This window comes from Variovorax ginsengisoli (assembly GCF_030811835.1).
Lineage (GTDB): Bacteria > Pseudomonadota > Gammaproteobacteria > Burkholderiales > Burkholderiaceae_C > Variovorax > Variovorax ginsengisoli_C.
This window is the reverse complement of the sequence record NZ_JAUSRO010000011.1, coordinates 129,321-154,986: the sequence shown is the minus strand read 5'-3', so window position 1 is coordinate 154,986 and position 25,666 is coordinate 129,321. Positions and strand designations below refer to the sequence as shown.

Annotated in this window: 23 protein-coding genes and 1 tRNA gene; 14 read left to right on the top strand and 10 right to left on the bottom strand. The window is 63.0% G+C overall.

The window, feature by feature from the left end:
• Positions 1 to 33: 33 nt before the first annotated feature.
• The 5 genes from J2W36_RS26585 (at position 34) to J2W36_RS17685 (ending at position 4,464) form a co-directional block, all read left to right on the top strand.
• Entirely contained in the window at positions 34 to 657 is a 624-nt protein-coding gene (locus J2W36_RS26585; protein ID WP_370869346.1) for a tyrosine-type recombinase/integrase, read from the top strand.
• Complete coding sequence (locus J2W36_RS17700) at positions 639 to 1,250, top strand: tyrosine-type recombinase/integrase (RefSeq protein WP_307691063.1); 612 nt, start codon at positions 639 to 641, stop codon at positions 1,248 to 1,250. The genes J2W36_RS26585 and J2W36_RS17700 overlap by 19 nt, the downstream gene beginning before the upstream one ends.
• 84 nt (positions 1,251 to 1,334) lie before the next feature.
• Entirely contained in the window at positions 1,335 to 2,591 is a 1,257-nt protein-coding gene (locus tag J2W36_RS17695; protein WP_307691062.1) for a DNA methyltransferase, read from the top strand.
• Between the two features lie 3 nt (positions 2,592 to 2,594).
• The gene (locus J2W36_RS17690; RefSeq protein WP_307691061.1) at positions 2,595 to 3,743 is read left to right on the top strand and encodes a DUF262 domain-containing protein; all 1,149 of its coding nucleotides are present in this window, start codon (positions 2,595 to 2,597) and stop codon (positions 3,741 to 3,743) included.
• A gap of 4 nt (positions 3,744 to 3,747) precedes the next feature.
• Positions 3,748 to 4,464 carry a hypothetical protein gene (locus J2W36_RS17685; RefSeq protein WP_307691060.1) on the top strand — a complete coding sequence of 239 codons (717 nt, stop codon included), beginning with the start codon at positions 3,748 to 3,750 and terminating at the stop codon, positions 4,462 to 4,464.
• Between the two features lie 349 nt (positions 4,465 to 4,813).
• On the opposite strand, the gene J2W36_RS17680 is transcribed toward J2W36_RS17685, so the two are convergent.
• The 4 genes from J2W36_RS17680 to J2W36_RS17665 form a co-directional block, all read right to left on the bottom strand.
• Positions 4,814 to 5,800 carry an IS5 family transposase gene (locus J2W36_RS17680; RefSeq protein WP_307691059.1) on the bottom strand — a complete coding sequence of 329 codons (987 nt, stop codon included), beginning with the start codon at positions 5,798 to 5,800 and terminating at the stop codon, positions 4,814 to 4,816.
• A 300-nt stretch (positions 5,801 to 6,100) separates the two neighbouring features.
• Complete coding sequence (locus J2W36_RS17675; RefSeq protein ID WP_307691058.1) at positions 6,101 to 7,348, bottom strand: RES family NAD+ phosphorylase; 1,248 nt, start codon at positions 7,346 to 7,348, stop codon at positions 6,101 to 6,103.
• Between the two features lie 727 nt (positions 7,349 to 8,075).
• Positions 8,076 to 8,150 (bottom strand) — tRNA-Arg (locus tag J2W36_RS17670).
• 38 nt (positions 8,151 to 8,188) lie between these two features.
• Entirely contained in the window at positions 8,189 to 8,881 is a 693-nt protein-coding gene (locus tag J2W36_RS17665) for a TetR family transcriptional regulator (RefSeq protein ID WP_307691057.1), read from the bottom strand.
• Between the two features lie 167 nt (positions 8,882 to 9,048).
• Here J2W36_RS17665 and J2W36_RS17660 point away from each other — a divergent pair, with 167 nt between their 5' ends.
• From J2W36_RS17660 to J2W36_RS17645, 4 genes are all read left to right on the top strand, one after another.
• Entirely contained in the window at positions 9,049 to 10,332 is a 1,284-nt protein-coding gene (locus J2W36_RS17660; protein ID WP_307691056.1) for an efflux RND transporter periplasmic adaptor subunit, read from the top strand.
• A gap of 13 nt (positions 10,333 to 10,345) precedes the next feature.
• Positions 10,346 to 13,504 (top strand): efflux RND transporter permease subunit, encoded by a 3,159-nt coding sequence (locus tag J2W36_RS17655; protein WP_307691055.1) that lies wholly within the window; start codon positions 10,346 to 10,348, stop codon positions 13,502 to 13,504.
• Positions 13,497 to 14,954, top strand: a complete 1,458-nt coding sequence (locus J2W36_RS17650; protein ID WP_307691054.1) for an efflux transporter outer membrane subunit — start codon at positions 13,497 to 13,499, stop codon at positions 14,952 to 14,954. The genes J2W36_RS17655 and J2W36_RS17650 overlap by 8 nt, the downstream gene beginning before the upstream one ends.
• A gap of 75 nt (positions 14,955 to 15,029) precedes the next feature.
• Entirely contained in the window at positions 15,030 to 15,707 is a 678-nt protein-coding gene (locus tag J2W36_RS17645) for a c-type cytochrome (protein ID WP_307691053.1), read from the top strand.
• Between the two features lie 58 nt (positions 15,708 to 15,765).
• Here J2W36_RS17645 and J2W36_RS17640 read toward each other — a convergent pair whose 3' ends face one another.
• The 3 genes from J2W36_RS17640 to J2W36_RS17630 are packed head-to-tail and all read right to left on the bottom strand — an operon-like array spanning position 15,766 to position 17,833.
• Positions 15,766 to 16,299, bottom strand: coding sequence for a DUF2946 family protein (locus tag J2W36_RS17640; protein WP_307691052.1), 534 nt, complete (start codon positions 16,297 to 16,299; stop codon positions 15,766 to 15,768).
• Positions 16,300 to 16,353: 54 nt separating this feature from the next.
• Positions 16,354 to 17,349, bottom strand: a complete 996-nt coding sequence (locus tag J2W36_RS17635) for a YheT family hydrolase (RefSeq protein WP_307691130.1) — start codon at positions 17,347 to 17,349, stop codon at positions 16,354 to 16,356.
• Between the two features lie 31 nt (positions 17,350 to 17,380).
• Entirely contained in the window at positions 17,381 to 17,833 is a 453-nt protein-coding gene (locus tag J2W36_RS17630; protein ID WP_307691051.1) for a YybH family protein, read from the bottom strand.
• Between the two features lie 114 nt (positions 17,834 to 17,947).
• Here J2W36_RS17630 and J2W36_RS17625 point away from each other — a divergent pair, with 114 nt between their 5' ends.
• The 4 genes from J2W36_RS17625 (at position 17,948) to J2W36_RS17610 (ending at position 22,319) form a co-directional block, all read left to right on the top strand.
• Positions 17,948 to 18,544 (top strand): LemA family protein, encoded by a 597-nt coding sequence (locus J2W36_RS17625; RefSeq protein WP_370869345.1) that lies wholly within the window; start codon positions 17,948 to 17,950, stop codon positions 18,542 to 18,544.
• A gap of 7 nt (positions 18,545 to 18,551) precedes the next feature.
• Positions 18,552 to 19,505: a TPM domain-containing protein gene (locus J2W36_RS17620; RefSeq protein WP_307691050.1), complete on the top strand. Its 954-nt coding sequence runs from the start codon at positions 18,552 to 18,554 to the stop codon at positions 19,503 to 19,505.
• A gap of 1 nt (position 19,506) precedes the next feature.
• Positions 19,507 to 20,031 carry a TPM domain-containing protein gene (locus J2W36_RS17615; RefSeq protein WP_307691049.1) on the top strand — a complete coding sequence of 175 codons (525 nt, stop codon included), beginning with the start codon at positions 19,507 to 19,509 and terminating at the stop codon, positions 20,029 to 20,031.
• Positions 20,032 to 20,111: 80 nt separating this feature from the next.
• Positions 20,112 to 22,319, top strand: coding sequence for a hypothetical protein (locus J2W36_RS17610; protein ID WP_307691048.1), 2,208 nt, complete (start codon positions 20,112 to 20,114; stop codon positions 22,317 to 22,319).
• An 18-nt stretch (positions 22,320 to 22,337) separates the two neighbouring features.
• Here J2W36_RS17610 and pdeM read toward each other — a convergent pair whose 3' ends face one another.
• Both pdeM and J2W36_RS17600 read right to left on the bottom strand, forming a co-directional pair.
• A complete protein-coding gene (gene pdeM / locus J2W36_RS17605; RefSeq protein WP_307691047.1) occupies positions 22,338 to 23,006 on the bottom strand; it encodes a ligase-associated DNA damage response endonuclease PdeM in 669 nt (222 codons plus the stop codon).
• A 22-nt stretch (positions 23,007 to 23,028) separates the two neighbouring features.
• On the bottom strand, positions 23,029 to 24,099 hold the full coding sequence (locus tag J2W36_RS17600; protein ID WP_307691046.1) for a type IV pilus twitching motility protein PilT: 1,071 nt from the start codon (positions 24,097 to 24,099) through the stop codon (positions 23,029 to 23,031).
• Positions 24,100 to 24,139: 40 nt separating this feature from the next.
• Between J2W36_RS17600 and J2W36_RS17595 the strand changes: the two genes are divergently transcribed.
• Positions 24,140 to 24,865, top strand: a complete 726-nt coding sequence (locus J2W36_RS17595; protein WP_307691045.1) for a YggS family pyridoxal phosphate-dependent enzyme — start codon at positions 24,140 to 24,142, stop codon at positions 24,863 to 24,865.
• Positions 24,866 to 24,893: 28 nt separating this feature from the next.
• Here J2W36_RS17595 and J2W36_RS17590 read toward each other — a convergent pair whose 3' ends face one another.
• Positions 24,894 to 25,640: a response regulator transcription factor gene (locus J2W36_RS17590; RefSeq protein WP_307691044.1), complete on the bottom strand. Its 747-nt coding sequence runs from the start codon at positions 25,638 to 25,640 to the stop codon at positions 24,894 to 24,896.
• Between the last annotated feature and the right edge of the window lie 26 nt (positions 25,641 to 25,666).

The following is a 25,666-nucleotide window of genomic DNA, read 5'->3' as shown; positions in this document are numbered from 1 at the left end:
GGTCCCTATGAAGCGATGGCGAATGGATGATATATGCCCCCATTTGTGCCCCCGCTGTGTTTACACTGGCCTATGAAGTTGACTGACGTAAAGCTGCGAAGCCTTGATCGTGTTGGCAAGCATTCGGACGGTGGAGGGCTCTACCTCGAGTTGACAGTAGCGGGAGGACGCTACTGGCGTATGAAGTATCGGTTCGCAGGCAAAGAGAAACGGCTAGCGTTCGGTGTCTATCCCGAGGTTGGCCTTAAGGATGCTCGTGAACGCCGCGATGCGGCACGTAGGGCGCTGGATTGTGGACAGGATCCCGGTGCACTACGTAAGGAGGCAAAGGCTAGGATTAAGCACGAGGCAGCAAACACGTTCGAGGCCGTGGCACGAGACTGGCTTGCTCATCAGGCGGGTCGGTGGCAGCCCATTACCTTGCGCCGAACGCGATCCTCGCTCGAGGCAGACATTTTTCCTCTTCTCGGCAATCGCCCTATGGCTTCGATATCTGCTCGCGATGTTATGCATGCGGTGAAACGAATCGAAGAGCGCGGCGCGGGCGAAATGGCTACTCGTGTGCTGCAGCGGGTAAAGGCTGCTTTCCGGTACGCCGTGACGCATCAACGCATTGATTCCAACCCTATCTGGATCTCGTGCCGAACGAGATTTTGAAGCCGCGGCGCGTTACGCACCGTCCAGCTCTGCAAGAGCGAGAGCTGCCTGCATTCCTGACGAAGCTAGCTGCCTACCAAGGTGAACCGCATACTCTGCATGCCTTGCGCTTGTTAATGCTCACTGCCGTACGACCCGGGGAAGTGCGGGGCGCGCGGTGGGACGAGTTCGATCTTGATGCTCGCCTATGGCGGATACCCGCCGCGCGGATGAAGATGCGAATTGAACACGTGGTCCCCCTGTCGCGACAGGCGGTGAAAGTGCTGAAGTCGATGCACCTTCTCAGCGGCCATCGGGAACTAACCTTCCCTAGCCCGTTTTACCCAAGTAAGTCGTTGAGTGAAAACACCATTAACAGTGCATTAGCGCGTATGGGGTACAAAGGCGAGGCGACTGCTCATGGGTTTCGAGCGCTTTACTCAACCGTTGCTAATGAGGCGGGCTGGAACCCAGAAGTGATTGAGCGTCAGCTTGCGCACGTTGAACGCAACCAAGTGAGAGCGGCCTATAACAGGTCGGTCTACGTCCAGGATAGGACCAAATTGATGCAATGGTGGGCCGACAGGATCGACTCTAGTATCAGCAAGGACTAGCAGTTTCGCTTTATGCCGGAAGGCAAATCGAATTGCAGCGGCTAACATGGCTCTTCAAATAAAAATATATGTGTCTATCCTAGTATGCGTACGCCAAAACAAATAGTAAAAGATGCATCACGCTATAAATACTACGCAGGATTTTCAAGCGAATTTGTAGAAGATATTGTCAATAGATACGCCCGGCAGGGGTGTAGAGTGCTTGATCCTTGGAACGGAAGTGGCACTACTACTGCTGTCTGTGCTCAACGTGGGATTCAAAGTTTTGGAGTCGACATAAATCCTGCGACCATACCGCTCGCTTGGTCTCGCTTAGCTTCAGCGCAAACGGTTAATAAGCTTGTTGAGCGCTTGAGAAATCTAGGCGCACACAAACTCCTTACGGAATTCGCTGAAGAGGGTGCAAATGATTTTTCTCGGATTTTCTTTGCCGAAAAAACGCTGCATGCAATAAGGAGCTTTAGAAAATGTCTTATTTTCCTAGCGAAAGAAGTCAGCGTTGGGCTTCCTGAGAAGGAGTTCTATGCAATTTCTGGCGCAGCGTTCGTTGTACTGTCTCGTTTCACCGCCGAAGCTATCCGATCATTGCGAAGTACAAACCCATCATGGTTTGTTAGGCCAAAATCGGACAACCAGCGAGTTCAACTTGATTTTGTGGAGTTGGAAGGTCTTGTGAGTAAGGTAGTCGGAGAATTGGATGTTCTTGCTAGGACGCTAATTCGTCAAGATGAATTTGTCTGGCCGAAATTGGTTTTGGCGGATTCAAAAAAAGATCTTCGGAGGTTGGGCGAATTTGACTTGGTAATTTCCTCGCCCCCCTACTGTACTCGGATAGATTATGCTATTGCGACAATACCCGAGATGTTGGCATTGGGAGTTACCGCGGATGAATTTGCCACGCTCCGAACGCGTATTACTGGTTCTGTTGTCACGGTTCGAGATGTAGAGTACGGCATGGCCAATTTAGCGCCTGCTGCTCGAGAGATGCTAAAGGCCATTGGAGCACATCATACGAAGGCTGCTTCCGCGTACTATCTTAGATACTTTTCTTCGTATTTCTCGGACTTGGCTGCAACTTTGGACGGCGTTGTTCGGGCGGCGCCCAAAGGCACGATAGTACTAGTTGTTCAAAACTCTTTTTTTAAGGAAATTGAGATTGACCTCTGTCGGGTGGTGATTGAGCATCTGGAGCGACTTGGGTATTTAATGATTGAAAAATCAAGCCATCTGGTCAGGGCTCCCATCTCAGATTCCAACCCTCGATTTAAAGTTTACAGGGATGTGAATGTAAAGCTTGAGCATGCCTTGATTTTTTCCAACGTTTTGCAGAAGGTAATTTGAATCATGACAGACGTTATCGACTATCCTGAGGAAGAAGAAGAGCTTGATCTTAACGACGGTGAAACCGCGCTAGAGAAAAAATACGCAAAGCAGATGCGGCAAATACATCCGCAAAAAATTGAACTGCCAATTTCAACGCTGCGTTCCATGGTGGATGAGCAGATAAAATTAAATCCGGAGTTTCAGCGTCGAGATCGTTGGGATGTGAGGAAGCAGTCTAGATTCGTTGAGTCCATTATCATGAATGTGCCTGTCCCGCCAGTTTTTTTGGGCGAAGATAAATATGGGATGTATGTGGTGCTGGACGGAAGGCAACGTCTAACCGCAATTTATGAATTTCTAAGAAACACATATGCCCTTGAGCGCTTGACGGTATGGAGTGAGCTAAACGGGATGAGATATACCGATCTGGAAGATCAGGGGCTTGCGCCAACTATAAAGCGCCGCTTTATTCCCGCCGTACTCCTCCTTCGTGAGTCTTCGGCGGAAGTTAAGTATGACGTGTTTGATAGATTGAACACCGGCGGCGTGCAGCTCAATTCCATGGAGATTCGCAATGCGATTTTTCAAGGAAAATTTAATCGGTTATTGCATAAACTATCAGATGAGCCCGTTTTTAGGGAGTTGTGGGATATTCCCCAAGATGTTGCGGATAGAAAATACAATACCCTCTACAGTCAAATGAAGGATGTAGAGCTCGTACTCAGATTTTTTGCCCTGCGTGAGCCTGCGGCTATTCGTGGAAGCTTTAAGAGATGGCTGGGGGAGTATTTGGGGCGCGCCAATACTAAAGCTGAAGTAGATGAATCCTACCTCGATGAAGAAAAGGAGGCTTTCCATCGAGCGATAAACTCTATAAAGAGGGTGTTTGGTGCGGATCTTGCTTTTACTCGTCAAGATGAAAAGAAGAGACTCAAATCGGCTCCCTTGGCTGATGCTTTGATGGCAGCCTTTAGTGATATCAATCCTGCAAAATTAGACTCGCATATGGCGGATTCTTTGAAATCGGAGTTGCAAAAAATGCTCGATACGGACGGTCAATTTCGAGATGCGATTACGACGGGGACTAATGGAAAAGGGGCAATTCAGACTCGTGTGGAAAAGCTTAAAAAGCTCGTGGCTGCGCACGCAACTGCAGCTTTGGTGATCTAGCGCCATGAGAGAATCGATTCGACGGGGGTTCACTGAATTTGCGGATTCTGCTCGTCCGATCGAGCAGCTTATGAGGCGTATCCAGAATGAGAGTCCGGCCGCGCTGCGTGACGCAGATCTTCGAACGCAGCACCATACTATCCAATTTGGAAGCGTTGTGCTTCTAAGCGGATTTTTAGAGTCATTTCTTCGTGTAAATTGTGAGAACTACTTTGCACAACTTAGTGCAAAGGGTTTTGGTATGGATAGGCTTGGATTTGATTTTCTTGAAATACATATTCGAGAAGGTGCTGGGCATCTTGCTGATATGGTCAAGCGAGAATCCAAGCACCGCCCTAAAACCCTCGGAAATTCGTCCGCATTTGTAAGGCGTCTCGTTGCTCCGATTGCGGATGCCGCTAAGTCGCCAGCCTGGGAGGCATTCGCCCGAACTCAAGGCAACCCTTCGGCAGAAGTGGTGAAGGCGGTATTGCAGGGTTTGGGGATAAGAGGAGGGCTGAATTCGCTTGAAGGTGCGATTCAAGGTCGATATTCCGCTTCTACAATTGAACAACTGCTGAAGAATTTTATTGAACTCCGCAACGAATGCGCGCACAGCGGTTCTTCTGTTAATGTACCTCAGCCCAGCACGATATTAGATCTGGTCTACTTCATGAGAATTCTGATTCTTGGTGTGTGTCGGCTTACTGATAGGAAAATATCAGAGCTCACAGGCCCTTGATATCTGAGCATCATGCTCTCGAATTCTGGGTTTCTAGGCGAATGAGGTCGGGCGGTTTCTTTTTACGGAGATTACATGCGCGGCAATTATTTTCGATGATGGGACAGAATTTTTTTAGCAATGGCGGCGCGACTGCATATGATCGGCGCGCTGCTCATTGGTTTTTTCCCTGGTGTGTTGCAACGTCTATGGCGGGATGGTCTGCGTAACGCAACCCGGAAGGCGATTGGGGTGTGATTAATCGCGATATGAAGCGGCCGACATGCTCATGCTGTTTTTTGCGTCAATGTTGCGCTTGAATCGGCCATTTCTCGACCGCTTCGGGCATTTGCGTGTGCGGCGCACGCACTCATGCCTGCATCCCCTGCAAAATTCGCTTTCTGGCCATCCACAAATTGCTCAGCGCGAACAAGGTCTTGATCTGTGCCGTGTTCTTCGCCAGACCCAGGTAGCGCACCTTCACGAATCCGAACTGGCGCTTGATCACCCGAAACGGGTGCTCGACCTTGGCCCGGACGCTGGCCTTGAGCTTTTCGATTTTCTCCGTCAGCGCGTCGATGGGATTGCTCTTGTCCAACGCACGGCGCTTGCCCGGGCGCATGGCCACTTGCCATTGAACGCCCGTGGCCTCCTTGCGCTTCATCGCTCCCTGGTAGCCAGCATCGGCGAAGACCACTTCCTCTTGCCCGTGCAGCAGGGCATGCCCCTGGGTCACATCGTTGACGTTGGCCGCAGTGCCCACGACGGTGTGCACCAGGCCCAGCTCGGCGTCCACGCCAATATGCGCCTTCATCCCGAAGTGCCACTGGTTGCCCTTCTTCGTCTGGTGCATCTCGGGGTCTCGTGCGCCCGAATTGTTCTTCGTCGAGCTCGGTGCTGCGATCAGGGTGGCATCCACTGCCGTGCCCGCGCGCAGCATCAGGCCCTTGGATGTGAGGATGTCGTTGACCACACCCAGCATCCGAGCGGCCAGTTCGTGGGCTTCGAGCAGGTGGCGAAACCGCAGGATGGTGGTCTCGTCGGGCAGGCGCACCACAGCGTCGTCCAGGCCCGCGAACTCCCGGTACAGCGGCACGTCGTGCAACGCTTCTTCCATCGCCGGATCCGACAGGCTGAACCATTGCTGCAGGAAGTGAATGCGCAGCATCGTCTCTATGGCAAAGGGAAGGCGGCCCGTGCGGGCCCGGGGTGCATGAGGTTCGATGAGCGCCACGAGGTCCGACCAGGACACTACCCGATCCATCTCGTCAAGGAATTCCCGCTTGCGCGTCTTCTTCGTCGACAGCTTCAGCCCGAGATCAAGTTGATTCGGGGCAGTCACTCGTTTGGCAATCATGACGTCAACTCCATGCAGGGTGCGTGCCAGTTTTGCAGAGCGTCCTTAGCGGTTTGCGCCTGAGATTCCATCGCCATTCGTCCATTCATTTCAGGAGAGCTATCGGGATAAAAGGTTCTCTCTCGTTTCACAATAGTCACGCGGCGCTGTGGTGGTACTGCGCTATGTACAGCGCCAGTTCTCCGCCTGCGGTGTCTCGGACTACTTCCAATCACTCTGGGGAACGCCTATCAGGTGCTGTCGACTGACGCTAGATGCCGAACGCATTGAGCGAATGCTGCGACCGCTTGCGGCTAATTTTTAAAATTCATCGGGCGGTGCGTTGTTTTTATAAGAATACCGGGCGCCTGCTATTTCATAAACTCGAACGTTCCCTGGAGTGATTTCAACATCGAATTCGGGGAGTCGGTGGATGCTGATTTTTTTCATTGGATTTTTCTCGTTGTCAAAGAACACAAAATTTATCCCCTCGGGATTTTGTACCGATCCAAATATAATGCCGTCGAAATGAGGTTCTTTCATATAACAGATGAACTCGGAGAGCGCTTGTGTGACGATATAGTCGTTGCTTGTCGTGCGCGCAGGTTTGGAAATTTCATCGTGAAGATAAGTCAGCAGCAGCCTAAGGTGCGCGCGTCCTTCATGGTTTGGGTCTAACAAGCTTATTTTTTCGTAAGACAGTTTTTTTGTAAGCGCTGTGAAGTCGAAAAGTTGTAGCTCTTTTTTTGTTATAAATTCTGCTACTGCGACATGCTGTCCGACTGCGGGGCGAACTTCAGAAATTGCAGTTTCTGGGTCACTGGCGGTATACAGGAGGGATACTCCTGCTGCATTCATCCGATTATTAGAAAGCGTTTCTTTCGGTGGGGCATTGAATTGAACTGCTGGGCTGTCGGTGATTGCTTTGATCTCAGCAGAGGTGTTTGCACGGCGAGCCCTATAGATCTGGAATCCTTTGGGTAGCATGCGTATGGCTGCCGGCGAATTCAGGTTATCGGAATTTTTTGCTTCTAGAGCCTCTCCGATTAACGATTCAAAAAACAATCTCGCGCGGGTGTTGAAAAACCGTTGACCGTAAGCAAGGCTCTCGGCAATATTAATCCAGTCGCCCACAACGTACCAGCGTTGATGTTCCTCGGAATCAAAAGGACTTGATTTCCAGCAATACTCCTGGTGTTGTGAGTAAAAATCATCTTCTTCAGCGTCTGGCTTTTCGAGATGAGTGGAGATTTGGTGGTTAATGTTTTCATTCTCGCATCCTATTGCATGCTTAATTATTTCACTCAGCCCCATGCTGTAGCCTGGATATAAATCTTCATCGACCATAAAATGGTTGGGGAGAGCGGGTAATAGCGCCTTTGCGATCTCCTTCACAGAAATAGCGCTGTAAACTTCTTGGTTGCAGCCTATGCATTTTCTGCTCCGTAGAAGCTGATAAGATCTGCCCTTTAGTAAGGGGTCTTTGAAGCATTTTGAGCAAACAAATGGTGATTCGTTATCTTCGTCGCGAATGCTTGATGCTTCCATGAATCTTTTGATCTCGGACATATCGCTGATTGTTCTGGTTAATTGAATTGGCTTGCTGCTCGTATAGTTGCTGCTATCGGCCGCCGGTAGGTATCTAATGCTGCCGCAACTTGCGCAGACAGGCTAGTCTTGCGCCATTCTGATCAGTGCAGTGGGGGGGCATTGCATTCTGTACGGCCGCTATCGACCATTGCCGCATGGAGTTCCGAGATACAAGGAGAAAAGTGTCTTGTAGGCTGCTGTAAACGTTTCAGAGCGAGCGCTCTCTTCGTGGGTCAACGTATTTCACATGGCGCGTCCGTTGACGATTTCGCAGTCTCAGAGGTCTCTCGTTCTCTCGCCGCTTCAGCGCCCCGAGGGGCGGATCGGCTGAGCGTGCATTCGAACGACGGCGACGCCGTCATCAGCGTTCGCAAAGCTCACGCGAGCAGTGCACGAGCTGTTCAATCTCTGCCGGCGCTGCGCGGCGAAGCCGACGCAGGACGCATACCAAAAATTCCTAGGGGCTCAGCCCGGACAGTCCGCTCGTATCAAAGCAAGGCAGATCGTAGTTCCGAAAGATGCGCACGCATGGGCACTGCATCCAGTGGATGTGCCCCCCAACTCGCAGTAGATGCCCCCAGAAATGCCCCCAGTTGTCCCTGGATTGGGGCGCACTTCCTCGGACGACTTTGAAGGCGCGCATCCTGCGCTCCAGGGGGGGAAATGAAAAAGCCCGGACTAGCGTGAACTAGTCCGGGCTTGTATCTGGTCCCGCCGCCAGGAATCGAACCTGGATCTCAGCCTTCGGAGGGCCGAATTCTATCCGTTGAAATACAGCGAGAGGGGTTCCCGACGTGGTCGGAAGCCTCGCATTATCGCCTATCGCGGCGCCCCTGGCAGCGGGACCTTCGCAACTTCTTGTCTCGTCGCGCTGCCGTCCGCTGGTACCGCTGCCGGCCGAGGGAAGCCCAGGCCCATGAGATAGGCGCCGAAGGTCTGCCGCCCCGCAGCCACCAGGTCGAACGCGTCGGGGTCCAGCAGCCATTCCTGGATCAGCCCGCTCACCAGCGCGTGCATGCCCAGCGCGGCGCTGGCCGTGGGGATCGTTGGCTGGATGCGTTCGCGCCGTGCCGCCAGGCGCATGGCCCGCTCGAAGTCCTGGATGCAGACGTTGCGCACGTCCAGGTGCCGCTGCTGCACGGACTGCATCTCGTCGGTGTATTCCACCTTGTGGGTCGCCACTTCGAACACGCGGCGCACCTGCGCGTCCTTGGTCATCAGGCGCAGCGCCTCGACCATCACCTGTTCGATCTGGCCGAGCGGGTCGAGGTCGGCCTTGCCGGCTTCGTGCGCGGCGGTCTCCAGCGGCAGGGTCACGCGCTCCATCATGGCGTTGAACAGGTCCGCCTTGTTCTTGAAGTGCCAGTAGACCGCGCCGCGCGTGGCACCGGCCTTCTCCGCGATCTGCTGCAGCGACGTGCGCGACACGCCATGCGCCTGGAACAGCAGTTCCGCCGCATCGATCAACCGATGCCGGGTGGCGAGTGCCTCTTCCTTGGTGCGACGTGCCAAACTGTCTCCATGTATGTATAGACCGCGGGTTTTTACTGCTTGATCTGACTATACATCCATGAATGTATGTATAGTCGCGCACCGGCCGGTTTCTCTTGGCGCGGTGTGGTCTTCGCTGGCCGACGCTGCCCTGGCTCCCCCTTTGCTCTCCCCCTGGAAGGACTCGCATGCCCGTCTTGCATGTATCGCCATCGCCCCTTCGCTCGCCTGTGACGCGGGCGTTCGCCACTGCCATTGCTGCCATCGTTGTGTTGTCGTTGGCCGCCTGCGGCAAGAGCGATGCGCCGACTGCCGGTGCGCCGGCCGCCGGTGGCGGTGCGCCTCCGGCTCCCGAAGTGGGCGTGGTGGTCGCCACGCCGACCGACGTCGGCCTGGTCACCGAACTGCCGGGCCGGCTCGAAGCCTCGCGCGTCGCCGAGGTCCGCGCCCGTGCAGCCGGCATCCTGCAGGAACGGCTCTTCCGTGAAGGCAGCGACGTGAAGGCCGGCCAGCCGCTGTTCCGCATTGATTCGGCACCGTACGCCGCCTCGGCCCGCAGCGCGCAGGCCAGCCTGGCGCGTGCCGAAGCCAACGCCGTGCAGGCCAAGGCGCTGGCCGACCGCTACAAGCCGCTGGTCGAGGCCAACGCGGTGAGCAAGCAGGAATACGCGAACGCCGTGGCGTCGCAGAAGTCCGCCGAAGCCGACGTGGGCGTGGCCCGTGCGTCGGTCACCACCGCCAACATCAACCTCGGCTACGCCTCGGTCACTGCGCCGATCTCGGGCCGCATCGGCCGCGCGCTGGTCACTGAAGGCGCGCTGGTGGGGCAGGGCGACGCCACCGCGCTCGCCGTGATCCAGCAGATCAATCCGCTGTACGTGAACTTCACCCAGTCAGCCAACGATGTGATGAAGCTGCGAAGCGCCATGGCCGCAGGCCAGTTCAAGCGCGCCGATGGGCCCGATGCCGCCAGCGTGCGCGTGGTGCTCGAAGGCGGCGGCGAATACGCGATGCCGGGCAAGCTGCTGTTCTCCGACCTCACGGTCGACTCGACGACCGGCCAGATCACCCTGCGCGCCGAGCTGCCCAACCCGAAGGGAGAACTGCTGCCCGGCCTGTATGTGCGTGTGCGCATCGAGCAGGCCCAGGTGAGCAATGCCATCACGCTGCCGCAGCAGGCCGTGACGCGCACGCAGCAGGGTGACACGGTCACCGTGGTCGGTGCCGACGGCAAGCTGAGCAAGCGCACCGTGAAGGTCGGCGCGGCCAAGAACAACCAGTGGGTCGTGATGGACGGCCTCAAGGCCGGCGAGCAGGTGATGGTCGACGGCTTCCAGAAGCTGCAGATGATGCCGCCCGGCACGCCCGTGAAGGCGGTGCCGTGGACGCCGCCGAGCGCCGCCGCGCCGGCTGCCGCAGCAGCGTCGGCCCCGGCCGCGCCTGCAGCACCGGCCTCGGCGGCCAAGCAGTAAGGAGCCCGCCCGCATGGCCAAATTCTTCATCGATCGTCCCATCTTCGCGTGGGTGATCGCACTGTTCGTCATCGTGATGGGGGCTGTGTCGATCACGCAGCTGCCGATCTCGCAGTACCCGCCGGTGGCACCTCCGGCGATCGTCATCAACGTCACCTACCCCGGCGCGTCGGCGCAGACGCTCGAGGACAGCGTGCTGTCCGTGATCGAGCGCGAGATGAACGGCTCGCCCGGCCTCATCTACATGGAATCGGTCGCACAGGCCGACGGCTCGGGCACGATCACCGTGACCTTCGAGACCGGCACCAATGCCGACCTCGCACAGGTCGACGTGCAGAACCGGCTGTCGCGCGCGACGCCGCGCCTGCCGGCCACCGTGACGCAGCAGGGCGTGCGCGTCGACAAGTCGCGCAACAACTTCCTGCTGTTCACGATCCTGTCGTCAGACGATCCGGCCATCGACCCGATCGCGCTGGGCGACTACGCCTCGCGCAACGTGCTGCCCGAACTGCAGCGCGTCGCTGGCATCGGCCAGGCGCAGCTCTTCGGTACCGAGCGCGCGATGCGCGTGTGGATCGATCCGGCCAAGCTCCAGGGCTTCAGCCTGTCGTCGGGCGACGTCAACGCTGCCATCACGGCGCAGAACGCCCAGGTGTCGTCCGGCACCATCGGCGACCTGCCCAACATCACGGGCCAGGCGATCGCCGCCACCGTGGTCGTGCGGGGCCAGCTCAGCACGGTCGAGCAGTTCGGCAACATCGTGCTGCGGGCCAACACCGACGGCTCGGCGGTGCGCCTGAAGGATGTCGCGCGCATCGAGCTCGGCGGCCAGGCCTATTCGACCTCGGCGCGCCTGAACGGGCAGCCGGCCGTCGGCATCGGCGTCCAGCTCGCACCCAGCGGCAACGCGCTGCAGTCCGCCAAGGCGATCCGCGCCAAGATGGAAGAACTGTCCAGGTACTTCCCCAAGGGCGTGAAGTGGAGCATTCCCTACGACAGCTCGCGCTTCGTGAGCATCTCCATCACCGAAGTGGTCAAGACGCTGTTCGAGGCCGTCGCGCTGGTGTTCGTCGTGATGTTCCTGTTCCTGCAGAACTGGCGCTACACGGTCATCCCGACCATCGTGGTGCCGATCGCGCTGCTGGGCACCTTCGCCGTGCTGGGGGCCCTGGGCTTCTCGATCAACGTGCTGACCATGTTCGGCATGGTGCTGGTGATCGGCATCGTGGTGGACGACGCCATCGTGGTGGTCGAGAACGTCGAGCGCATCATGACCGAGGAGGGCCTGTCGCCACTCGATGCGACGCGCAAGGCCATGAAGCAGATCTCGGGCGCCATCATCGGCGTGACCGTGGTGCTGATCTCGGTGTTCGTGCCGCTGGCCTTCTTCGCCGGCTCGACCGGCAACATCTACCGCCAGTTCTCGGCGGTGATGGTGTCGTCGATCGCCTTCTCGGCCTTCATGGCACTGTCGCTCACGCCGGCGCTCTGCGCCACGCTGCTCAAGCCGGTGGAGCAAGGCAGCCATCACGAGAAAAAGGGCTTCTTCGGCTGGTTCAACCGCGGCTTCTCGCGCACGGCCAAAGGCTATGAAGGTTTCGTCGCGCGGCTGCTCAAGCGCGCGGCGCGCTACCTGATCATCTACGTGGCCATCATCGGCGCGGTGGTGTTGCTGTTCCGCGGCCTGCCGACCTCCTTCCTGCCGCAGGAAGACCAGGGCAACATCATCGTCAACGTCCAGCTGCCGCCAGGTGCGACGCAGGAACGCACGCTGTCGGTCATGGAGAAGGTCGAAGGCTTCATGCTCAAGCAGTCCGAAGTGCAGAGCATGGTGAGCGTGCTGGGCTTCAGCTTCTCGGGGCAGGGCCAGAATGCCGGCCTCGCCTTCGTGACGCTCAAGGACTGGGACGAGCGCAAGGGCGCCGGTGCGTCTGCCGACGGCCTGGCGGGCCGCGCCTTCGGTGCGCTGTCGGGCGTGCGCGATGCCTTCATCTACCCGCTGAGCCCGCCGCCTATCTCGGAGCTGGGCAATGCCAGCGGCTTCACCTTCCGGCTGCAGGACCGTGCCGGCGCCGGCCACGACGCGCTGATGAATGCGCGCAACCAGCTGCTGGGCATGGCGGGCAAGAGCAAGCTGCTCGCGCAGGTCCGGCCCGACGGGCTGGAAGACGCGCCGCAGCTGCAGATCGACATCGACCGCGACAAGGCGAATGCGCTGGGCGTGACCTTCGATGCCATCAACACGACGCTGTCGACGGCACTGGGCTCGCGCTATATCAACGACTTCCCGAACCAGGGTCGCCTGCAGCGCGTGGTGGTGCAGGCCGATGCGCCGGCGCGGATGCAGCCCGACGACCTGCTCAAGCTCAACGCGAGCAACACGAAGGGCCAGTCGGTGCCACTGTCGACCTTTGCGTCGACGCGCTGGGTCACGGGTGCGCAGCAGACGGTGCGCTACAACGGCTACCCGGCGGTGCGCATCACCGGTTCGGCGGCGCCGGGCCTGAGCTCGGGCGAGGCGATGGCCGAGATGGAGAAGCTGGCAGCGCAGCTGCCGGCGGGCTTCGGCTTCGAATGGACGGGCCAGTCGCGCGAGGAAAAGCTCGCGGGTTCGCAGGCCATCATCCTTTATGGCTTCGCGATCCTGGCGGTGTTCCTGTGCCTGGCCGCGCTGTACGAGAGCTGGTCGATCCCGCTGTCGGTGATCCTGGTCGTGCCCTGCGGCGTGCTCGGGGTGCTGCTGGCGACGATGCTGCGTTCGTATTCGAACGACGTGTACTTCCAGGTGGGCCTGATCACCATCATCGGCCTGTCGGCGAAGAACGCCATTCTGATCATCGAGTTCGCCAAGGACCTGCAGGCCCAGGGCAAGGGCGTGGTACAGGCCGCGCTGGAAGCCGCCCACCTGCGCTTCCGCCCGATCGTGATGACCTCGCTGGCCTTCGGCCTCGGTGTGGTTCCCCTGGTGATCGCCTCCGGTGCTGGCTCCGCGAGCCAGCGCGCCATCGGCACTGGCGTGCTGGGCGGCATGCTGACCGGCACCGTCCTCGCCGTGTTCTTCGTACCCATCTTCTTCGTCGTCGTGCGCACCTTGTTCAAGGGCAGCAAGCGCCAGCAGGAAGCCGACCGGCGCCACGCCGCGGCTGCAGGAATCGAGCCCACCCATGACTAAGCGATCCAACCTTCGCGGCGCCTCGAGCGCAATGAGCGCGCTGACTGCGGTAGCCGCGGCCGCGCTGCTGGCCGGCTGCTCGCTCATCCCGACCTACGAGCGCCCCGCCCCGCCGGTGCCGACCACGTTCCCGAACGACCCGGCGCAGCCGGCTGGCCCGGCCGCAGCGACGGTGCCCTGGCAGGACTACTTCACCGACCCGCGCCTGCAGGGCCTGATCCGCACGGCGCTCGCCAACAACCGCGATCTGCGGGTGTCGGTGCTCAACATCGAGCAGGCGCGCGCGCAGTTCCAGGTCCAGCGATCGGCGCTGTTCCCGTCGGTCGGCGTGTCGGCCAGCGGTTCGCGTTCCAGCCCCAACCCGTACCAGGCGCTCGGCCTGGGCGGCAGCGTGGCGTCGAACTATTCGGTCGACCTGGGCATCACGGCCTGGGAGCTCGACTTCTTCGGCCGCATCGGCAGCTTGAAGGAACAGGCCCTGGCGCAGTACCTGTCGACCGAGGAGTCGCGCAAGGCGGCGCAGATCAGCCTGATCGCCTCGGTCGCCAACGGCTGGCTCACGCTGGTCGCCGACGACGAGCTGCTCGCGCTCACGCGCCAGACGCTCGATACGCGCGAGGAGTCGGTGCGCCTGACCAAGCTGCGCTTCGACAACGGCGTGGTGTCCGAGATCGATTACCAGCTGGCCAACTCGCAGGCCGAGACCGCACGTGCGACCTACGCGCAGCAGCAGCGGCAGCGCGCGCAGGACGAGAACGCCCTGGCCCTGCTGCTCGGCGCGCCGGTGCCGCCCGAGGCGCTGTCGGGTGGTGCCCTGCGCCTCGACGCCGCAGCGCCGATGCGCGACCTGCCTGCCGGCCTGCCGTCGGACCTGCTCACCGAGCGCCCGGACATCCGTGCGTCGGAACAGCAACTGATCGCGGCGAACGCCAGCATCGGTGCGGCCCGCGCCAACTTCTTCCCGCGGGTGTCGCTGACCACCAGCATCGGCACCGCGAGCAGCGAGTTCTCCAACCTGTTCGACAAGGGCACCAAGGCCTGGTCCTTCGCGCCGTCGATCACGCTGCCGATCTTCAATGCGGGCGCGAACCAGGCGACGCTCGACTCGGCCCGCGCCGGCCAGCAGATCGCGGTGGCGCAGTACGAGAAGGCGATCCAGACGGCGTTCCGCGAAGTCGCCGACGCGCTGGCCGGCCGCGCCACGCTGGGCGAGCAGGTGCGCGCGCTGCGTGCGCAGGCCGATGCCGAAGGCGTGCGCTTCAAGCTGTCGGACCTGCGCTACCGCAACGGCATTGCCAGTTCGCTCGACCTGCTTGATTCGCAGCGCTCGCTGTTCGCCGCGCAGCAGTCGGCGGTGCAGGTGCGTCTGTTGCAGCTGCAGAACCAGGTGCTTTTGTACAAGGCGCTGGGCGGCGGTTGGACGCCGGAAGCGCCAGTGTCGCGCCCCTGACCGGGATGTGGCGAGGGGCTCCCTATAATCGCGCGTTGATCTAGAAGTCCCAGAAGCCCCCGATGAGAGGACGCCATGAGCGCAGACCCGCATAACCAGGCTACCCCCGACGCCCACACCGGCCCGATCAAGAATCCGAAGCAGCTGCTGCTCGCCGTCTTTTTCTCGTTCATTGCGCCGATCGCGATCATCGTGGGACTCGTGTCCTATGTGGTATCCGGCAACCGGCCTTCGGGCGTGGCGCAGGGTGACAACATGTCGCTCTACGGGGTGTCGCAGGAGTCGCGCGATCGAGAAATCGCCGATCGGCTCAAGCGCGTCGGCACCATCGAGATTCGCGATGCCAACCGGCCGCTGGCCACCGGGGAGGCCGTCTTCAAGGCCCAATGCGTAGCCTGCCATGGCGCACCCGGCATTCCCGGCGCGCCGCACCTGAACGACGCCGCAGCCTGGGGCCCGCGCCTGGCCCAGGGTTACGCCACGTTGCTCGAGCATGCGCTCAAGGGCAAGAATGCGATGCCGCCGCAAGGTGGTGGCGATTTCGAAGACCTCGAAATCGGCCGCGCGGTGGTCTACATGGCCAATGCGGGCGGTGCCACGTTCCCGGTGCCCGACCGTCCGGCAGCCGGTGCCGCTGCAGCCGACGGCGCCGCACCAGCGGCTTCCGATGCCATGCCGGCGGCTTCGGCCGCTCCGGCGACCCCGGCTGCTCCCGCCGCACCTGCGCCTGCCGCAGCGGCCAGCGGCAAGTAAGTCTGCTGCGTCGGCACCCCGGTGCGCGACTTGAAAAAACCGGCCTCGGCCGGTTTTTTTACGCTTTCGGCTGGGTCGCCGCGGGGCTCAGCACATGCCCGAAGCGCGCCGGCAAGGTCGCCGCCTGCACCGTCTCCGGTGGCTGCCACCGCTTCTGCTCGATCGCCTCGGCCGCGATGCCCACATCCTGCGTATGCACCAGGCCGAGCCCGAGCGGGGCGGCGAGGTACAGCTTGCCGTCTTCGTCGAGCAGGCACGCCGTGGGTTCGACGTCCTGGCCCGTGTGGCTGGTGACGGCAAAGTCGTCGTCGATGCGCCAGACCAGCGGCGCGGCCTCCAGTTCGACGTACACGCGCTGCGGCCCGTTCTGGAAGAACCAGCGTCCGTCATCGTCGTGCTCGTAGTTGCGCTGGATGAAGTCGATGAGCTTGTCGTGCCGCAGCAGCGAACCTTTGGCCGCGGGGAACGCCCCTTGGGCCTGGGTCTGGTCGTCGCGCATGTACCAGTTGCCGCGTGCGTCGAGGCCGAGCCAGCCATAACAGTCGGGCACGTTCGGCCACTTGGCCAGGGCCTGTTTCACGATGTCGTCCATCAAGGCATTGTGCCCGCAGCCCGTCGCGCCCGTGCCGGGGCCGCCGCATGCCCACTAGAGGTGCCGGGCCAGCCAGTCGCCCACGCGCTCGGGCAGGCCGCGCACGTGGCCGGGGGGCGGACCCTGCGCAAAGCCGACGTGGCCGCCGTGTGCGGGTTGCCAGAGCGTCACATGGGCGCCCACGTCGGCCTGGCGCGGCAGGCTGGCGGCCGGAACGAAAGGGTCATTGCGTGCGTTCACGACCAGCGTGGGCACGTCGATGGTGTGCAGATGCGGCTTGGCCGAGCCGCGCGCCCAGTAATCCGCGGTGTTCCTGAAGCCATGCAGCGGGGCGGTGAAGACGTCGTCGAAGGCATACAGGTCGCGCGCGGCCAGCAGGCGGTCGCGGTCGAACAGGCCAGGGTGCTGCGCCAGCTTGGCCAGCGCCTTGGGCTTCATGGTCGCCAGGAACATGCGTGTGTAGACCAGCCGGTTGAAACCGCGGCCGATCGCCTCGCCGCCAGCGGCCAGGTCGAGCGGCGCCGAAATGGCGGCCACGGCACGGGCCGTGCGCGCGGCCTCGCTGCCGGCCTCTTCGGCCCATCGCAACAGGGCGTTGCCGCCCAGCGACACGCCGGCTGCCAGCATCGGGCCGCCGCCGGCCGCGTCGTGCTGTGCGCGAAGGCGCTGCAGCACCCAGCCGATCTCTTCGAAGTCGCCCGAATGGTAGGCACGCGGCGCCAGGTTGATTTCGCCGCTGCAGCCCCGGAAATGCGGCACGGCGAAAGCCCAGCCGTGCATTGCCGCGTACGCCGCGAATGCCTCGGCATAGTGGCTGCGCGAGGAGCCTTCGAGGCCATGGAACAGCACGAGCAACGGGCACGCACCGCCTGTGGCTGCGGCGGCTGCGGGGGCATCCAGGAAATCGACGTCGATGAAGTCGCCGTCGGGCGTGGTCCAGCGCTCGCGCCGGTAGGCGGGCGGCGTGCCTTCGTGGCGGCGTGCATAGAGCGCCGGCCAGATGGTCTGCAGGTTGCCGCCGGGCAGCCAGCGCGGCGCGATGTAGTCCATGGCGCTCATGGGCAGAGGAGGGCGTCGGCCGTCAGTGCAGGGTCTGGCGCGTGTTGTCCAGGTCGTCGGGCGCCTGCGCCGTGCCGGGGCTCGCGTGGTGGGCGACCATGCGCCAGCCCTCGGCAGTCTTGTGATACACGTTGGTGGCCAGCACGAAGGCATGGCGCGCGCCTTCGGGCGTGAGCACCTCGATGCGTTCGAGTACGTTGTGCACCGCGCTCGCGAGCGACTCCACCTTGCGCACGCGCGCGGGCGAGGCGTGGATCGCGCCGTTGGCGAACATCTGCTCGAACGCCGCGCGGATCGCGCCGGTGCCGACCAGGCGAGGGCCGCCCGGATGGACGCAGAACACCTCGTCGTCATCGGACCAGCAGGCCATCAGCGCGTCGATGTCGCCGCGCTGCAGCGCTTCGTAGAAGGCCGCTTCGGTGTCGTCGGCCGTGCCGCCGAGGGCGGCGGCGCTGAGCTTGGTCTTGGTGGGCATGGCTTGGATGCGCGGAGGCTCGATGGCTGGAGAACAGACCGGTATGCTACCTTTGCGCCGTGACCGGGCACGCCGGGTGCCGGCGGCAACGCTTCTTTCAAGGGAAATAGACACATGATTCGACGCTGGCTCTTCATCATCGCGGTCGCACTGTCGCTCAGCGGCTGCGGCTACAACCAGTTCCAGTCGCTCGACGAGGCCAGCAAGTCGGCCTGGAGCGAAGTGCTCAACCAGTACCAGCGCCGCGCCGATCTGGTGCCCAACATCGTCGCCACCGTCAAGGGCGAGGCAGCGTTCGAACAGGACACTCTCACCAAGGTGATCGAGGCGCGTGCCAAGGCCACCTCGGTCCAGGTGACGCCCGAGACGCTCAACAATCCCGAGGCCTTCAACAAGTTCCAGCAGGCGCAGGGCGAGTTGTCGGGCGCGCTGTCGCGGCTGCTGGTGGTGTCCGAGCGGTACCCCAACCTCCAGGCCAACCAGGCCTTTCGCGATCTGCGCGTGACCCTCGAAGGCACTGAAAACCGCATCACCGTGGCGCGCAACCGCTACATCGACAGCGTCAAGGAATACAACGTGCTCGCGCGCAGCTTCCCGACCAACCTCACGGCCAAGGTCTTCGGCTATGCGCCCAAGCCCACCTTCAGCGTGCAGAACGAAGCGCAGATCTCGACGCCGCCGACGGTCGACTTCAGCGCACCGAAGAAGTGACGCGCGCATGAACGTGGCGCGCCCGTTGCGCAGCGCCTGCGCAGCCTTCCTCGTCGTCCCGCTGGCGCTGCTCGCACTGCTGTGCACGCTGGCCGGCGGCGCACGGGCGCAGGCCGTGCTGCCGGTGCCCGCGCTCACGGCGCGGGTGATCGACCAGACCGGCACACTCGAGGCGGCCCGGCGCACGGCGCTCGACGCCAAGCTGGCTGCTTTCGAGCAGCAGAAGGGCTCGCAGATCGTCATGCTGATGGTGCCGACCACCCAGCCCGAAGACATCGCCAGCTATGCCAATCGCGTGGGCAACGCCTGGAAGATCGGCCGCAAGGACGTGGGCGACGGCGTGCTCGTGATCGTGGCCAAGGACGACCGCAAGATGCGCATCGAGGTGGCCAAGACACTCGAAGGCGCGGTGCCGGATCTCGCCGCGGCCCGCATCATCGACACGGCCATGGCGCCGCGTTTTCGCAAAGACGACTATGCCGGCGGGCTGGATGCGGCGGCCGACCAGCTCATCGCACGCATCACCGGCGAACCGCTGCCTGCGGTGCCCAGTCCCGTCACCGAGGCGCGCGGCCGAGGGGTCGGCGGCTTCGGCGGTGACTGGGCCGAACTCGGCATCTTCCTCTTCGTCGGCGTGCTGTTCTTCGGACGCCTGGCGCGCGCGATGCTGGGCAACAAGCTCGGCACGCTGGCCACCGGCGTGGGCGCAGGCGCGGTCGCGCTGGTGCTGACGTCCAGTGTCGTGCTGGCGGCCATCGCGGTGGTGGTGGCTATGGTGTTCACGTTCTTCGGCTCCATGTTCCTGACGGACGGCCGTGGCGGCGGTTTCGGCGGTGGAATGGGGGGCATGGGCGGCATGGGCGGTGGTTTCGGCGGCGGCCGGTCGAGCGGCGGAGGGGGTGGCTTCAGCTCGGGCGGCGGCGGCAATTTCGGAGGCGGCGGCGCCTCGGGAAGCTGGTGAGATGCGCATGACCTCCTGGTTCCAACGCCTGTCACGCATGCTCCGGCATCGCTGGCTCGACGATGCGACGGCCAACCGGCTGATCGCGCCCGACCTGCTGCAAGCGCTCACGCAACGCGTGGGTGCCAGCGAGCGGCGCCACAGCGGCGAGATCCGCATCTGCATCGAAGGTGGGCTGCCCATGTCCTACCTGTGGCGTGACGCACCTGCCCGCGAACGCGCGCTCATGATGTTCGGCAAGCTGCGCGTCTGGGACACCGAGCACAACAACGGCGTGCTCATCTACCTGTTGCTGGCCGAACACGCGATCGAGATCGTGGCCGACCGCGGCATCGGCCGCCATGTCGACGCCGACGACTGGCACGCGATGACGCTGCGCATGGGCGCGGCCTTCAGAGAAGGTCGCTTCGGGGACGGGCTCACGCAGGCGTTGGAGGAGGTGTCGGCGCTGCTGGTCGCGCACTTCCCGCTGGCCGAGGGCGAGGCCGACCGCAACGAACTGCCGGACGCGCCCGTCGTGCTCTGAGAGCGTCTTGACGGGTCACGGACCTGTCATGTGCGACGCGGACACTGCGCGCTTCCTGTTCGCGGTCATCGCCACCCTCCATGAAGAATATATCCGGCGCCTTGTTGCGCTTGCCCGGCACAGCCGCGCGTGTCCTCTTTGCGCTCTGCGCCTGTACCGGCCTGCTGGCCGCCTGTGGCGGCTCGTCCGACACCGCGTCTCCCGCAGCCGGCACCGCCACCACGCCTGCGGGCGGTACGGGGACCTCACCGGCCCCGGCTCCCACCGTTTCGACCAGCGGCGCCGTGGTTGGCAGCTACTTCGTCAACGCCAAGGTCTGCCTCGACCTGAATGCCAACGGCCGCTGCGACGACGGCGAGACGGCCGTGCGCACCGACGCGCAGGGCCGCTTCACGCTGGCCGGTTCGGGTGCGGCGCTGGTGGCCGAGATCGGTACCGATGCGCTGGAACTCGATCCGGCGACGCGCAGCACCCAGGCCGTCTCGCAACACATGGTGTTGCGCGCGCCCAAGGAGGCGCCGGGCGTGATCGACTTCCATTCAACCGCGGTGGTCGAGGAGATGGAGTCCAACGGCCTCGGCTTCGATGCGGCGGTGGCCAAGGTCGCGCTCGCGGTCGGTGTACCGGCCGCCAAGCTGCTGACCGACTTCAACGACGAGGCCGACGCCACCGTGAAGGCGGCGCTGAAATCGGCCTCCGACGACGGCCTGCAGCGCATCCGCACCGCCTTTGCGACCGCCACCACCGACAGCGGCGACGTCCGCACGCTGCTGGCTGCCGCGGCACTGACCGATCGCTACTACCAGACCAAGGCACCGTACCGCGCACAGCAGGACACCAGCACCTATGAGGCTGCACCCGCAGGCTTTTCACCGGTCTATACAGAGCTGATCGCGCGGCATGGCTCGCGCGGGCTGTCCAGTCTCAAGTACGACCTGGCGGTCTACAACATGTGGAAGAAGGCGCAGGACGATGGCGCGCTCACGCCGCTCGGCGCCCGGCTCGGCCCCGACGTGCTGAAGATCATGAAGGCGAACTTCCTGCTGGGCTACGGCGTGACCGGCATCTCCACACCGGGCTATGGCAACGAGACGCAGGTCGGCATCGGCGAACACACGCAACTCGCGGCGCGCATGCTGCAACGCCTGCCGGCCTACTGGAAGCAGGTGGGTGATGCAGCCGGCAGCGCGCCGCGCCAGATCGTGACCGTGACCTCGGGCGTGGACCGTGCGGTCGACAGCGGCAACTTCTTCGTGCAGTCGCTCAAGAGTGCGCAGCCTGCGCTGGCGCCCTTGGTCGTCTACCCGGCGGCGCCGGCGCCTTACCCGGACACCGGCACCGCCGTCGCACAGCCCGCAGGCACCAACCGTTTCCTGCTGTACTTTCACAAGCTGGTGAAGGCGACCGATTTGGTGACCAAGAGCACCGATCCGCTCTCCACGACCTACCGGGACAGCCAGGCCTACCAGGCCTACAAGAGCAGCGATGCCGACCTGCTGGCCAAGCAGAGCGGCCTGACGCTCACGCCCGATGCGGCAGCCGCCGGCCGCGTGCTGCTCGAACGGCTGTTCGCCAAAAGCTTCGTCGACAAGATCGCGGACGGCAGCTACAGCTTCGCCAACAGCGGAACCTTCACCTACACCAGCGACGACGGCAGGTTCGCGCCCAGCCTCAACGGCGACGGCAAGACCACCATCAAGAGCCTGGGCGATGCTGGCTCGCTGCTCTACGAGCTGTACGTGATCGCGCCCGCCATGAGGGCCGAGGCCGGCGTCGACTTCACGGCCTACATGCCGGTAGCGCAGGCCCGCTTCTTCGCGGCGCTCAACGACGGCTCCGACTTCTACGACAAGGGCCCGGGCATGACGGAGAAGGGCGACATCAACTACCGCATGGCGCAGATCCTGGTCGACGACATGTTCAACGAGGTCGACGCCATCGCGCGTGGCGACCTGTCGCATGCGGCCAAGCTGCGCTTCGCACACGCCGAGATCCTGATGCCGTTCGCAGTCCGCATGGGCATGAAGGGCATGGTGCAGCAGGTGCCCAAGGCATCGACCTTCAGCTACGACAGCAATGCCTGGCGCGGCGAGTACGTGTCGCCGATGGCTGCCAACATGCAGTGGGACGTGTACGGCAACGGCAGCGGCCGGCTGCTGGTGAAGATGCTCTACAACGAGAAAGAGACCGACTTCCAGGCCGCCTGCGATGGCGCCAAGGTGGCCGCCACGCAGCACTTCTACGACTACACCGCGCTCAAGGCCTGCTACGGCCACGTGGCGAAGTAGAGAAGGCCGAGGGTCTTCTCAGCCCGGCAGTTTCCAGACGGCGTCGCCGCCCACGCCGTAGCGCCGTATCCCAGGTGCGGCGTCGACCTTCCAGCCGCCCGTGAATTCGCCGAAGGCCGGCAGGATGGCCTGCGCACCTTCCTGCACGAAGCAGGGCATGCGCAGGCTGTCGCGGCCCCGGCCATGCAGCGTACAGGCCGGATGCAGATGGCCTGCCAGCACGAAGTGGGTCGGATGCGTCTGCGGATGGTGGCAGCAGGCGAAGGGCCCGAGCAGCCACGGCTCGTCGACCACCGCGATGCCCAGCGCCTCGGGCGGATCGCCCGCGCGGCTGTCGTGGTTGCCGCGCACCAGCGTCATGTCCACCGACACATGGCGCGTGCGCCAGGCGCCGAGCATCGCCAGCAGCGGCGCGGTGCGTGCCTGCGCCGCATGCAGGAAGTCCCCGAGAAAGACGATCTGGCGCACGCCATGGCGCACCACCAGCGTGTCGATGCGTGCGAGGTTCTCCTGCGTGGTGCCGCCGGGCACCGGCTGGCCCAGCGCCCGGTAGGTCGCGGCCTTGCCCAGGTGCAGGTCGGCGATGAAGATCGTTTGCGCGGCGGGCCACCATAGCGCGCGTTCGGGCAGCAGGGCCAGGGTCTGGCCACCCCATTCGACAGGGCAGGAGGAAGCAGGGAAGGACACCGCCGAAGTGTCCCAGATTCGCTCAGGTGCGCAGGGTGTCTCTCGGATTGTCCGGAAAGTTCTCCGGCTGGCGTGCGTGGGCGCGCGCCTCGGCCGGCGCAAGGGTCCCCGCGCGTACCAGCGCGGCCAGGTGGTGGTCGAGCGTCTGCATGCCCTGTGCGCCGCTGGTCTGGATCGCCGAGTACATCTGCGCGACCTTGTTCTCGCGGATCAGGTTGCGGATGGCTGGCGTGCCCAGCATGATTTCATGGGCGGCCACGCGGCCCGTGCCGTCGCGCTTGCGGCACAGCGTCTGCGCGATCACCGCCTGCAGCGACTCCGACAGCATCGCGCGCACCAGCGCCTGCTCATCCCCGGGAAACACGTCGACGATGCGGTCGATGGTCTTGGCGGCCGAGGCGGTGTGCAGCGTGCCGAACACGAGATGGCCGGTCTCCGCGGCGGTGAGTGCCAGGCGGATGGTCTCCAGATCGCGCAGCTCGCCCACCAGGATCGCATCGGGGTCTTCGCGCAGGGCCGAGCGCAGCGCCGCGGCAAAGCTGTGCGTGGTGTGGCCGACCTCGCGCTGCTGCACGAGGCACCGGCGCGGCACGTGCACGAACTCGATCGGGTCCTCGACCGTGAGGATGTGCCCCGGCGTGCTGGCATTGAGGTGGTCGATCATGGCGGCCAGCGTGGTCGACTTGCCCGAGCCGGTGGGCCCGGTCACCAGCACCAGGCCGCGCGGCCGGCGGGCGAGTTCGGCGAAGATCGGCGGCGCGCCCAACTGAGCCAGCGAAGGCACTGCGCCTGCGATCGTGCGGAAGACTGCCGCCGCGCCGCGCGACTGGTGGAAGGCGTTCACGCGAAAGCGCCCAAGCCCGTCGATGGCGAGCGCGAAGTCGATGTCCGCCTGTGTGCGGTACTGTTCGCGCTGCGCATCGTTCATGATGTCGTGCAGCATGGCACTGACGGTGGTCGCATCGACCGCTGGCAGGCCGTCGATGCGATGCAGCTCGCCATGCACGCGCAGCATGGGCGGCAGGCCGGCCGACAGGTGCAGGTCGGAGGCCTTGTCGGCGACGCTGCGCGCGAGCAGAGTGTGAAGTTCCATGTGTTCTCCCTGATGCGTTCAATACGCTTTTTTGAAGATTATGACGACGATTTCCGCGCAGTTGATGCGCATCCACGAACGCATCGCCGCCGCCTGCGTGGCGGCCGGACGCGCGCCCGGGGCCGTGCGGCTGCTCGCCGTGTCCAAGACCTTCGGCGCCGATGCGGTGCGCGAGGCCTTCGATGCCGGCCAGACCGCGTTCGGCGAGAACTACGTGCAGGAAGGCATCGAAAAGATCGCCGCGCTGGCCGACCTGCGCGCGCGCATCCAGTGGCACATGATCGGGCCGCTGCAGTCGAACAAGACGCGCGTGGTGGCCGAGCAGTTCGACTGGGTGCATTCGGTCGACCGGCTGAAGATCGCCGAGCGCCTGAGCGCGCAGCGCCCAGCAGGTCTGGCGCCGCTGCAGCTGTGCCTGCAGGTCAACATCAGCGGCGAGGCGAGCAAGAGCGGCGTGCCACCAGCGGACGTGGCCGACGTGGCGCGTGCGGTGGCGGCCTTGCCCCACGTGGTGCTGCGCGGGTTGATGGCGATCCCGGAGCCGGCCGACACGCTCGACGCGCAACGCGCGCCGCATCGCGCCTTGTGCGAGCTGTTCGTGGCGTTGAATGCGAGGGGCCTGGCGCTGGACACGCTGTCCATCGGCATGAGCGCCGACCTGGAAGCGGCCGTGCGCGAGGGTGCGACGATGGTGCGCATCGGCAGCGCCATCTTCGGCGCGCGTGCCCTCAGGCCGGTGCCGTCGACGCCGCCCGCGGCGGCTTGAAGACGATCGTCGTGCCGAATCGAAAGGATCAGATGGGCAGCAGGCCCTGGTTGCGCGCCTCGTAGATGGCCTCGGCCTTCGAATGCACGTTCAGCTTGCTGTAGATGCGCCGGATGTAAGTCTGCACGGTGTGCACCGAGACGTTCATGAGGCGGGCGATCTCGTCGGCGGTGAAGCCCTTGGTGATGAATTCCAGCACCTCCTTCTCTCGCGCCGAGAGCTGTGCCTGCGTGCCCTCGGCGGTGGGGGGGAGGGGTGTCCTCGCGGAACCAGCCGGTCCTGCGGCAACCGTCGCCGGGCGCACGGTGGTCGCGGGCGCTGCCAGGCCCCCACCGGGGTGGAAGCGCCGCAGGATCTGGCGCGCGATCAGCGGGCTGATCGGGCTGCCGCCCGCGTGCAAGCTGCGAATTTCCTGGAGCATGGTGGCTGCCGCGCTGTCCTTGAGCAGGTAGCCAGAGGCGCCTGCCTCGATCGATCTCAGCACGTGCGCTTCGTCGCCGAAGGTGGTGTTGACCATCACGGCGCACTGCGGCCAGCGCACCTGCGCCGCCTTGATCACGTCGATGCCCGAGCCATCGGGCAGTCCCAGGTCGACCAGCAGCACGTCGGCCGGCGATCCACCGAGCATTTGCAGGCCTTTTTCGCGTGTGCCGGCGATGCCGATCAGGCGGATGTCCGCGGCGGTGGCGATGGCCGAGACGATCGCATGCTGGAAGTGCTGATCGTCTTCCACCAGCGCGACGCGAATGCACGGTGGGTCGGTACGGGATTGCATGGCGTGGGGCGGGTGGTCGATCGGTA

Coding starts and splice junctions, on each gene's coding strand:
- J2W36_RS26585 (WP_370869346.1), top strand. CDS start 34: ATGCCCCCATTTGTGCCCCCGCTGTGTTTACACTGGCCTATGAAGTTG.
- J2W36_RS17695 (WP_307691062.1), top strand. CDS start 1,335: ATGCGTACGCCAAAACAAATAGTAAAAGATGCATCACGCTATAAATAC.
- J2W36_RS17690 (WP_307691061.1), top strand. CDS start 2,595: ATGACAGACGTTATCGACTATCCTGAGGAAGAAGAAGAGCTTGATCTT.
- J2W36_RS17685 (WP_307691060.1), top strand. CDS start 3,748: ATGAGAGAATCGATTCGACGGGGGTTCACTGAATTTGCGGATTCTGCT.
- J2W36_RS17680 (WP_307691059.1), bottom strand. CDS start 5,800: ATGATTGCCAAACGAGTGACTGCCCCGAATCAACTTGATCTCGGGCTG.
- J2W36_RS17675 (WP_307691058.1), bottom strand. CDS start 7,348: ATGTCCGAGATCAAAAGATTCATGGAAGCATCAAGCATTCGCGACGAA.
- J2W36_RS17660 (WP_307691056.1), top strand. CDS start 9,049: ATGCCCGTCTTGCATGTATCGCCATCGCCCCTTCGCTCGCCTGTGACG.
- J2W36_RS17655 (WP_307691055.1), top strand. CDS start 10,346: ATGGCCAAATTCTTCATCGATCGTCCCATCTTCGCGTGGGTGATCGCA.
- J2W36_RS17650 (WP_307691054.1), top strand. CDS start 13,497: ATGACTAAGCGATCCAACCTTCGCGGCGCCTCGAGCGCAATGAGCGCG.
- J2W36_RS17645 (WP_307691053.1), top strand. CDS start 15,030: ATGAGCGCAGACCCGCATAACCAGGCTACCCCCGACGCCCACACCGGC.
- J2W36_RS17640 (WP_307691052.1), bottom strand. CDS start 16,299: ATGGACGACATCGTGAAACAGGCCCTGGCCAAGTGGCCGAACGTGCCC.
- J2W36_RS17635 (WP_307691130.1), bottom strand. CDS start 17,349: ATGGACTACATCGCGCCGCGCTGGCTGCCCGGCGGCAACCTGCAGACC.
- J2W36_RS17630 (WP_307691051.1), bottom strand. CDS start 17,833: ATGCCCACCAAGACCAAGCTCAGCGCCGCCGCCCTCGGCGGCACGGCC.
- J2W36_RS17625 (WP_370869345.1), top strand. CDS start 17,948: ATGATTCGACGCTGGCTCTTCATCATCGCGGTCGCACTGTCGCTCAGC.
- J2W36_RS17620 (WP_307691050.1), top strand. CDS start 18,552: ATGAACGTGGCGCGCCCGTTGCGCAGCGCCTGCGCAGCCTTCCTCGTC.
- J2W36_RS17615 (WP_307691049.1), top strand. CDS start 19,507: ATGCGCATGACCTCCTGGTTCCAACGCCTGTCACGCATGCTCCGGCAT.
- J2W36_RS17610 (WP_307691048.1), top strand. CDS start 20,112: ATGAAGAATATATCCGGCGCCTTGTTGCGCTTGCCCGGCACAGCCGCG.
- J2W36_RS17600 (WP_307691046.1), bottom strand. CDS start 24,099: ATGGAACTTCACACTCTGCTCGCGCGCAGCGTCGCCGACAAGGCCTCC.
- J2W36_RS17595 (WP_307691045.1), top strand. CDS start 24,140: ATGACGACGATTTCCGCGCAGTTGATGCGCATCCACGAACGCATCGCC.
- J2W36_RS17590 (WP_307691044.1), bottom strand. CDS start 25,640: ATGCAATCCCGTACCGACCCACCGTGCATTCGCGTCGCGCTGGTGGAA.